At 38.2% G+C, this 8,580-nt stretch carries 14 protein-coding genes; 1 reads left to right on the top strand and 13 read right to left on the bottom strand.

The genetic code is table 11. From position 1 onward, the window contains the following. Window positions 1–646 precede the first annotated feature (646 nt). On the top strand, window positions 647–2,035 hold the full coding sequence (locus V7183_RS04765) for an MFS transporter (protein ID WP_335358854.1): 1,389 nt from the start codon (window positions 647–649) through the stop codon (window positions 2,033–2,035). Window positions 2,036–2,556: 521 nt separating this feature from the next. Here V7183_RS04765 and V7183_RS04770 read toward each other — a convergent pair. The 13 genes from V7183_RS04770 to V7183_RS04825 form a co-directional block, all read right to left on the bottom strand. Further along, complete coding sequence (locus tag V7183_RS04770; RefSeq protein ID WP_335358855.1) at window positions 2,557–2,757, bottom strand: cytoplasmic protein; 201 nt, start codon at window positions 2,755–2,757, stop codon at window positions 2,557–2,559. Window positions 2,758–2,790: 33 nt separating this feature from the next. Continuing rightward, window positions 2,791–3,339, bottom strand: coding sequence for a hypothetical protein (locus V7183_RS04775; protein ID WP_335358856.1), 549 nt, complete (start codon window positions 3,337–3,339; stop codon window positions 2,791–2,793). Window positions 3,340–3,465: 126 nt separating this feature from the next. Beyond that, window positions 3,466–3,888 carry a phBC6A51 family helix-turn-helix protein gene (locus V7183_RS04780; protein WP_335358857.1) on the bottom strand — a complete coding sequence of 141 codons (423 nt, stop codon included), beginning with the start codon at window positions 3,886–3,888 and terminating at the stop codon, window positions 3,466–3,468. A 12-nt stretch (window positions 3,889–3,900) separates the two neighbouring features. Continuing rightward, window positions 3,901–4,488 (bottom strand): hypothetical protein, encoded by a 588-nt coding sequence (locus V7183_RS04785; protein WP_335358858.1) that lies wholly within the window; start codon window positions 4,486–4,488, stop codon window positions 3,901–3,903. A gap of 49 nt (window positions 4,489–4,537) precedes the next feature. Beyond that, window positions 4,538–4,900 (bottom strand): hypothetical protein, encoded by a 363-nt coding sequence (locus tag V7183_RS04790; RefSeq protein WP_335358859.1) that lies wholly within the window; start codon window positions 4,898–4,900, stop codon window positions 4,538–4,540. Window positions 4,901–4,907: 7 nt separating this feature from the next. Beyond that, on the bottom strand, window positions 4,908–5,666 hold the full coding sequence (locus V7183_RS04795) for a hypothetical protein (RefSeq protein ID WP_335358860.1): 759 nt from the start codon (window positions 5,664–5,666) through the stop codon (window positions 4,908–4,910). Window positions 5,667–5,683: 17 nt separating this feature from the next. Then, window positions 5,684–6,229, bottom strand: a complete 546-nt coding sequence (locus tag V7183_RS04800; RefSeq protein ID WP_335358861.1) for an HNH endonuclease — start codon at window positions 6,227–6,229, stop codon at window positions 5,684–5,686. A 45-nt stretch (window positions 6,230–6,274) separates the two neighbouring features. After that, the gene (locus V7183_RS04805; RefSeq protein WP_335358862.1) at window positions 6,275–6,406 is read right to left on the bottom strand and encodes a hypothetical protein; all 132 of its coding nucleotides are present in this window, start codon (window positions 6,404–6,406) and stop codon (window positions 6,275–6,277) included. Next, complete coding sequence (locus tag V7183_RS04810; protein WP_335358863.1) at window positions 6,406–6,564, bottom strand: hypothetical protein; 159 nt, start codon at window positions 6,562–6,564, stop codon at window positions 6,406–6,408. The genes V7183_RS04805 and V7183_RS04810 overlap by 1 nt, the downstream gene beginning before the upstream one ends. Before the next feature lie 12 nt (window positions 6,565–6,576). Then, window positions 6,577–6,801: a helix-turn-helix transcriptional regulator gene (locus V7183_RS25915; protein WP_438825153.1), complete on the bottom strand. Its 225-nt coding sequence runs from the start codon at window positions 6,799–6,801 to the stop codon at window positions 6,577–6,579. A 175-nt stretch (window positions 6,802–6,976) separates the two neighbouring features. Next, entirely contained in the window at window positions 6,977–7,423 is a 447-nt protein-coding gene (locus tag V7183_RS04815; RefSeq protein WP_335358864.1) for a hypothetical protein, read from the bottom strand. A 37-nt stretch (window positions 7,424–7,460) separates the two neighbouring features. Next, on the bottom strand, window positions 7,461–7,619 hold the full coding sequence (locus tag V7183_RS04820) for a hypothetical protein (RefSeq protein ID WP_335358865.1): 159 nt from the start codon (window positions 7,617–7,619) through the stop codon (window positions 7,461–7,463). A gap of 170 nt (window positions 7,620–7,789) precedes the next feature. Further along, a partial coding sequence (locus V7183_RS04825) for a hypothetical protein (protein WP_335358866.1) occupies window positions 7,790–8,580 on the bottom strand: 791 nt, incomplete at its 5' end.

The raw sequence follows: 8,580 nt of genomic DNA on the forward strand, positions 1-8,580 counted from the left end.
CTGCATAGCAGGGATTTAGATATCGAAAAATGAAAATGAATTTATATATATTTAATTTGGAAGCGGTGTATTTCATACGAAATACACCGCTTTTTTGTAACAAAAAAGACAAATTCCAAAAGAAAGATGGGTTGTGAGCAAAGAAAAGGTATGGTATCCTTTTCATTATTCAGATGCATACAAGTTTTTAGACAACCGGACAATATTGTATATTTCAAAGAGTTATCATGCACGATCATGAAAGCGTAATCAAAAAGCAAGATATTTTTGATTCTTCATGAAAATGCTTCCTTTTATGCACCTGAATAATGAAAAGCATGGTATCTTTTTCGTTATTCAGGTGCATACAAGTTTTTAGATAAACAGACAATATTATATAGTTCAAAGAATTATTATGCATCACCATGAAAGCGTAATCAAAAAGCAAGATGTTTTTAGTTGTTTATGAAAACGTTTCCTTTTAAGCGCCAGAAGAAGGAACGAACAAAAATGGGTACAACTGTGCACAAGGAATCCCCTATTAAACAAATGGTGTAGAAATTACTGAAACCATCCTTTTACAAAAGGATCAATTGGTAGTTAAAGGCCAGACAATCATGACTCAGGAAGACAATTCCCTGAATAACAAGAGGAGAGGAATATAGCTATGTCTACAATAAATGCAGATGTAAGCATGAAGAAAACTCAGAAATATAGTGCCAAGAAAGCAGTACCTGTTACCTTACTGTTATTTCTATTATGTTTAGTAATTGACAATTCGTTTAAGATTATTTCTGTTGATATGGCAAAAGATTTTAACATTTCAGCGACAACAGTTAGCTGGCAAGCAACCCTAGCTGGCCTTGTGATTGGAATTGGGGCGGTGGTTTATGCAGCTTTAGCGGATTCCATTAGTTTTAGAAAACTTTTTAGCGCTGGGATTATTTTAATCTGCGCTGGTTCCATCATGGGATATATTTTTCAACATTCGTTTTTACTAGTTGTTATTTCACGTATTGTCCAAACTGCTGGTTTAGCATCAGCTGAAACGTTATATGTAATATTTGTTACAAAGCATTTACCTGCAGATGAACAAAAGAAATTTTTAGGATTAAGTACAAGTAGTTTTGCTCTTTCACAGCTTATCGGTGCATTAACTGGTGGTTATGTTTCAACATATTTCCATTGGACAACTCTATTTTTAATTTCTTTAGTAACACTTTTAACTCTTCCTTTTATTTTAAAATATCTTCCTAAGGAAGAAGCGCAAAACGGTCATGTAGATGTATTAGGATTATTCTTAGTTGGAGCCATTTCAGCGTCTCTACTACTATACATTACAGATTTCAATTGGATGTACCTGATCTTGTTTATTGTTGCAATTGCCCTGTTCCTTACTTATATCAGCAAGAACTCGAAGGCTTTTATCGGTATATCCTTCTTTCAAAATAAACAGTTTATCTCATTGCTTGGAGTTGCTTTTGTAATCTACTCTGTACAGTTAGCATATATTTTCCTATTTCCATTCTTGCTTGAAAAGATTTATGGTTTGAAGCTAGATACAATTTCACTATTATTGATTCCAGGCTATGTAGCAGCTACTATAGTCGGGGCTCTTTCCGGAAAAGTTGCGAAGGTTATGGGAAGCAAGCAATGTATTACAATCGCTATGTGCAGCATTATGCTCAGCTTACTATTAGGCGGATTCTTTATAAAAACTTCTGTTGTTGTATTCGTAATATCTATGGTTCTATTCTCTAGTTCATTTGCATTCATGTATGCACCATTACTTGATTCTTGCATTTGTACAATTGATAAAGAAAAAACAGGAACAGCAATCGGATTTTATAATTTAACACTTAATGTCGCTATGTCAATCGGAATTGCCTATACAGCTGCAATGATGGACCATTCCGCAATGAAGAAAAATTTCCTAGGAATGATAAACAATGCGGATGCTTCCATGTTTAGTAATATTCTATTCATTCTCGTACTCATTACCCTTTTCAGTTTATCTCTATACTGGGTATTAGTGGGACGAAAAGCAACAAAGTAGGTTTATAAAAACTTTAAAATGATTATTTCATATTAGAACCCTAAGACCAAAAGTTTAGGGTTCTTTTTTTATTAAATGAAACATAAAACACTCCTGTTTTTTAGTCACAAAAAAACTCCTAAATTATATTTAGGAAGTTGATTTTTGTTGATGATTTTTTAAGTGATTTCTTCAAAGGTAGAATCTTTTTAGTATTACCTAAAAACAAAAAAACTGTTAAGTTCATAATGAACTTAACAGTTTTAAAGGACGTCCCAGGAGAGATTCGAACTCCCGACCCGTCAATTACCTACGATATATAAACGATTCTTTCATCGTTTGCTGAACGTTCATTTGGGCGGTCAACTGACCGTTTTTGTTAATTAATATTATACGCTATATAGTAGTTCTACGTCAATGTTGAATGCCTTTTTGTTCTATCGATTCCCTATCGAAAATTCTGACGCATTTAGATGAATCCTCTTATCCACGGAATAAAAAATAATCGTCTTAAAATGCGAATCTCGGCGTACCTTTCCGCACTATTTTATATATTTTGATCGCAGTCTTAATATATCTTCCTCTTCGCGAATACCTGCCGATCCCTTCCTCACATTTTTTACGACAGTCCAATTCGGATTAGTTTCATCGCCGATATTCTGTACTGTAAAGTTGCCGTCACCATATTTTCGGTGACCTTCTGCCAATTTCTCCGTTAAATCATTCTCATTTGATCTCGCCATCTTTGCGCCATCTCCCTTTTTTATACAACCTTCTTAAACTGTCCAACCAATCACACGTCCAGTCAATTGGAGATTCTCATTTTCCGCTTCTATTAATTGTAACACACTGTCGGGGATAAGTTCCGATAATAGCTGCTTAATCGCACTAGAAACGTTATTTTCTTCGAATGTGAATGAGCCGACGGCAGTTACGCTAAACGATGCGATTCCTTGCCGCTGCATTTTGTTTGTATGTGATTTATCTAACGCTTGTTTTACGGCTCTAGCTCTATCGTATTTATCTTCATAGCATCGCTTGCAAATCGGCTTAAATCCCCCACGCCCATTTCGATAATAGCTATCTAGCGGAAACTTTTCAGCGCAGGATTTACATTGCTTTACTTCGGTTTCCTTACCATCTACCTCGATAAATTCCGTCACGGTATATTCGCCAGTTGTGTGTGCCTTTACGTTACAGATTTTACAGCGTGTCTGTAGCCCGTCGGGTGATTTCGTTTCTTTGTGGAAACCGCCCGCAGTTGATTTCATCTTTCTACAGTATGAGCATTGCTTCATTTTTACGTTCGTTCTTTCCTTCGGCATTTTAGTTCTCCCTCTCTCTTCATAAATAAATGAGTAAAAAAGCGAAGCTATTACGCTTCGCCAAAAAGTACGCTATCTTCTTCGTAGCCGTTTCGAGCTTCATAAGCAGTCATACCGCCGTCATAATTAAATCCCTTCGCCTAACGCCGCTAGTTCTTGCTCGATATCTCTTTGGGAAACTTTCGGCTTATCGCTAGTAGTCGTAATTTCTTTCTTCTCGACTAGTTTGCCACTTAGTTTGTAATAAAGTTCCAACGCTTTGATAGCAGGCGTCCCATTATTCGTGAAGTCCCCGCGAATCAATGCGAGTAGCTGCCCATTCGCAAGATCGATATTGTCTCGCAACAATTGATCGGATAAAGCTTCCTTATATCGGATAAAATTAACGTCATTACTCCACGTCCATAATGTAGTACGGCTAATGCCGAGTTCTTCTGCAATCTCTTCGAGTGTTTTCCGTCCCCGCCCGGAGAAACTATTCTCGACTAATTTCGTCGCTGCATGTAATTGTTCGTCTGTTAATTCCTGTTTTAGGTCACGTAGGTCCATCGTATTGCCTCCTTATATTAAGTGTTTAATTTCTTCGTAGTATTTTAAATAACGTTCTACTTCCGATTGTAAAAACGAATCATCGTTCTGCAGCCGCACTAAACGTCCTTCGTCTATTTCCGGTAAAGGCTCTTCGGTAAATTTGCTTATCCCAATATTACGTAACTCTAATGCTTTAAATGCGTAATATATCTCACGACTGGCTTTCTCGTAGCTGATTTCGTTTGCATCGATACGTTTTAACGTTTCTAATAACTTCCGAAGACAATTACCCGTTACATTGTGCGCCTGGTCAATCGCTTCACTTAACAATAGAATGTAATCGCCGTACTTCTGTTGAATCGTACTATACTCCGTTGGGTGTAGCTTTCGTGTTCGTGCTAGTAAAGCGCCGTATCCTTTAAAGTAGTCAAAAAGACACTCAACCTTATCGGACAATACTTTGCTTAGTTCCCTATCTACGAAATAATCGGGTCGATCCGGTGGCAAGTCCTTGTCAATACGCTCCTGTCTATGCGCTTCGATTCTCGCTCGGATTTCTTCAATCTTTTTATCTAGATTGTCGTAATCAATCATCGGCGCTTCCTTCATATACTTCATATTATCCGCTCCTATCCTTTAAATAGAGAAGCCGCTAAAAAGCGACTCCCTACTCTTTAATTTCCCTTAGACTTCTTACACTAGATTTCTTTTCTTTAACTCTTTCATACATCTTCCGTCCAATTTCCGTCGGGTCTATTGTCGGTGGTGTGTAGCGTAATCCATTGCCAGGACTCGGATCAACACCCAGCTTCCGTTCCTCGACACGTAACTGTACCATTAGGCTTTTTAGCGATGTTTCAATTTCTTCTTTTGTTTCGCCATTTAAATGTTCGATTGCATTATCTACGTCTCGCCCTGTAAAACCCTTATCGCGAAGAACTTCACGCTTTCGTAGCTCGATTAATGCTTCGTGTGACTCCCTATATCGTTCTAGTTGTGCGGTTAGTTGTTCTTTTTCGAAATCAGTCATACTTTCATCACACCTTTTCTGTAATGTTCAACATACGATAAGATGAATCTACGCCGGATTTATGTTTATATAGTTCGTCCAATTGTTGCAAGCGTCGTTCATTTTCTCGGATAGTCGGAACATTGCTTGCTATTTCGTATAGCTCGTCCAATTTCTTCTCAATGTCGATTTTGTAATATGAATAATGTTTATGTGACTTTGCCTTATCTGCAATATCACTGAATGACTGCAATATCGCTAATTTCCCTGCCTCGTCTACTTGATCCGCTTTAAGTAGTAAACTCTGTAATGTTGTCACCGGATTCCCGAATTGGAGTTGCGTGGATGCAACGTTTAAGTACGATGTGTCCTCGGATGCCTGTAACGTATACATTTTATCGGCTGTCTCACGTTGTATCGCTTGAATTTCGATTTCGTACCTATCTCTCAACTCTGCAACTTGCTTGTCTAATTCTTTTCTTAATTGTTGTAACTCGTAAGTACGCATAGAAGGTGCGTCATCAAAACGCGGGTGGTTTTTCAGATCGTCTCGTTGCTTCTTATAAGTGTCGACCGCATAATCGACGGATTGCTCGATGGCATCTAAGCTCGGAAAATATACCTTGCTTGCTGCCGGTGTTTTCTCATCTTCATTAGGTGTCGTTAATCTATTAAATCTTTCTGCATCTACAGTATAGATTTGTCCTGCCTCGTAGCGGTCTTGTCCTATTACTAAAGACCTTTCCATATATACTCTATGTGTTTGCTTTGGGATATTTATAGTCATTCCGTTTCCTCCTCGTCTTATAAACCTTGTAATTCGTCTGTCACTTGCGCCATAGAAATACCTCTTCTCGATGCCATTCGCTCGATAACCGCTATCATGTTTTCGTTCGGGATTTTTCTATTAAAGGCGTGCCAGGATAGTACATCTTTACTGCCTTTAGATCGATTGCACGACGGACAAGCCACGGTTATATTACTCAACGTATTTCTCCCGCCTTTGGATAATGCTACGATATGTTCTAGCTGATAATCTTCTGTTGGTTTCCTGCAATACTGACATTCACTGTCTGCCATCGCAAAGGCGAATATGACATCTATAAGCTTTAAATCGTCGTACACGTCTATATCTAACTTTTTTATGGCTTTTCGTGACGCTTGTAGCGCTTGGCTCGCTTTCCCGCGCATTGTATCGTTATAGGCTCGCATTCGTATACGTGCTTCTTCTCGCTCACAGTCGATACAATGCGAGCGCTTTACTCCGTAAAATTCTTCTAATTGTTTTGTAGCCTGGCATTTTGTACATAACTTCGTTTGATTGTCTTTGTTCTCTTGTTTATTACTCACATGATCTTCTCCTTCATAATCGTTTTAAGTTAGTAATTTAATAAACTAGTTCGCCTTAGCTTCTTTTTCTTGTAAGATTTCCAATAACTTTACCGTCCAACCTCTTCCCTCACGAACTTTCTTACGTTTTCGTAATTCTTGTTTAGGACGTAGTGCTTTGTTGCTTTTCTTAGCCATTAGCAATCACCTCCTTTAACTGTATTTTCGTCATCTTCTTCATTTGAGTTTGATTCTTCGGGCTTGTCCTCTTCGAATATTCCATCGGAGATAATACGCCCAGTAGTTGTATAAAGCGTGTGATTTCCTTCATAAACATGTATTAGTACTTCCTCCAAGAGTCCACCGCCCTACATCGAAAGTTTTCTGTATTCCTTAAGTTTTTCTAGCATTTCTGCGTCTATACCGAACGACTTAAATGCCCGCATTCTGATTCCATCGCTCAACGGCACTAAACCACACTCAATATTCCCTACGGTGCTACGATGCACATCCAACTTGTCTGCGAATTCATGTTGGGTGAGTCCAAGATATACACGTAAATCACGAAATGTCTGTCGATCCAAATTAATCACCTCTGTCCTTATTTATCTTCTAATTTCTCAATCTCTCTAAAATTGACGCTTAATAGGTAAATAGAAGGGACGTCCATAAAACTAATCCAATGCGTGAGGTAGTAAATACAACCTCTACACTTATGTATGGAATTTAGCACCCCAAAATATCAGTATTAAATCGAAAAAAATTAAATTATTTTAGAACTAATTCGCTTTCATGAACGCCGTATCCATAGGTTTCTTTCTCATCGATATCAAATAAGATTGGGGCTTCTTTTTCTTTCTGCCGTTGTAGTTTATTATGCTCACGCTCTACTCCACTAACTGGATATTCCTTACTTTTTTCACTTTTCGGACCGTACTGTTTCGGTTGCATTATAAACTCCGCTAATATCTCTAATACGTTAAAATTCCTAGAGAAGTCCTTGCGATATATGACAGGATGACGCATGTAGACCTTTCCATACCGTTCAGGTGTATCTCCCTCTTTTACTAATAATTCCTCTGATAAAAACGACTCTACAAGGCGTATACGTTCCTCCGTCGATTCTACTTTTTGATTCGTATAATAAAATGCTGTAACCTTTTTAGTAATTTCAGTATCACTCAGCGCTTTTTCAGTGGTCTTAGTAGCTTCCATTTAATCGCCCCTTTTAGCCGTTTTAGATGTAGTTTTACTATTTTCTTAGCGTTGATAATTCCTGCTCTAATTCTGCTGACCGTTCAAATACAAATGCGAGCGTACCTGGTATTTTCCTGGATTGCTCTATATCAATTATTCGAAACCCTTTTGCTAATAAATGCCTTGCGACGCGTAATGATAAGATGCATTTCATTAAATTACCCCTCTCTCAATCTCTAAATTTTTTTATTTTTTTCACTTTTACCCGCACGATTTCAGTACTTTTTACGACCTTTAATAACGTAAGAGAAATAAGAACGGGAATAATACCTAACACCACCGCCCACCATACGCCCCACTCCGTAACACACCATAAATATATAGTTAATAACATATAAGATAGTTAAAATGACGGGCGATTCGTTGTATAGCGCGACTGGCCGCTTTTTTACTCGTATAACCGCAATCCTCCGCTATTTCAGATAACGAGGCGTCAGGGCTTCGGTATAAATAATCTAGTAATCGGCGTTCTTCCTCGGATATGCCCGGCGCTTCTAACATTTCATTTACTAATACGTGCTTTTCAAACGCATCCTCTTCGTAACCAGTAATTAAATATTTACGGCGGGCAGGCGTTTTGGTTTCCGCTTTCTTATCCTCTTCATCCTCCTTTTCTTTTCCCCTAAATGTACTAACGCTATAATTTCCGTTTGCTATCGCTTGCAATTCTATGTAATCAAGGACGCCTTCTTTTTTCGGATGAGTTAACCGATCTGCCGTCCTTTTTTTCGCTAGAAAATGCCGTTTAAAGTCTGTGAGTCGCAAATCGCAACGGTAATCTAATACCGCAAGATAGTTTATTATTTCTTCGAAGCGACTCGGACTTTCTTCGACAAATTTCCATAGTTCTTCCGTTAACAAACTGTATATGTCATCGACCTCATACCGCGCTTTCACATCGTAATTTTCAGATGTAAATCTCTTCGCTTTCTGCCGTAACCTCGCTCCTATCTGACTCGATTGATGTAATAACGAATACAGTGCCTCATCAATCGTTTGCTTTCCTTCTGTATAATTGGCGATTACCTCTTTTAACTGTTGCTCCATCCTTTCCCGTCTTGTTTCTGCTTGGATTTCTTCCCTAATTTGTTTGGCTGCGTTTCTATCCAATTTAG

The organism is Bacillus sp. JJ1127, from assembly GCF_036965845.1.
Taxonomy (GTDB): domain Bacteria; phylum Bacillota; class Bacilli; order Bacillales; family Bacillaceae_G; genus Bacillus_A.

Bases quoted from the DNA above. Each gene is read 5' to 3' on its own strand.
- V7183_RS04785 (WP_335358858.1), bottom strand. From the start codon at position 4,488: ATGAAGTATATGAAGGAAGCGCCGATGATTGATTACGACAATCTAGAT.
- V7183_RS04815 (WP_335358864.1), bottom strand. From the start codon at position 7,423: ATGGAAGCTACTAAGACCACTGAAAAAGCGCTGAGTGATACTGAAATT.
- V7183_RS04770 (WP_335358855.1), bottom strand. From the start codon at position 2,757: ATGGCGAGATCAAATGAGAATGATTTAACGGAGAAATTGGCAGAAGGT.
- V7183_RS04820 (WP_335358865.1), bottom strand. From the start codon at position 7,619: ATGAAATGCATCTTATCATTACGCGTCGCAAGGCATTTATTAGCAAAA.
- V7183_RS04775 (WP_335358856.1), bottom strand. From the start codon at position 3,339: ATGCCGAAGGAAAGAACGAACGTAAAAATGAAGCAATGCTCATACTGT.
- V7183_RS04780 (WP_335358857.1), bottom strand. From the start codon at position 3,888: ATGGACCTACGTGACCTAAAACAGGAATTAACAGACGAACAATTACAT.
- V7183_RS04765 (WP_335358854.1), top strand. From the start codon at position 647: ATGTCTACAATAAATGCAGATGTAAGCATGAAGAAAACTCAGAAATAT.
- V7183_RS04795 (WP_335358860.1), bottom strand. From the start codon at position 5,666: ATGACTATAAATATCCCAAAGCAAACACATAGAGTATATATGGAAAGG.
- V7183_RS04790 (WP_335358859.1), bottom strand. From the start codon at position 4,900: ATGACTGATTTCGAAAAAGAACAACTAACCGCACAACTAGAACGATAT.
- V7183_RS04805 (WP_335358862.1), bottom strand. From the start codon at position 6,406: ATGGCTAAGAAAAGCAACAAAGCACTACGTCCTAAACAAGAATTACGA.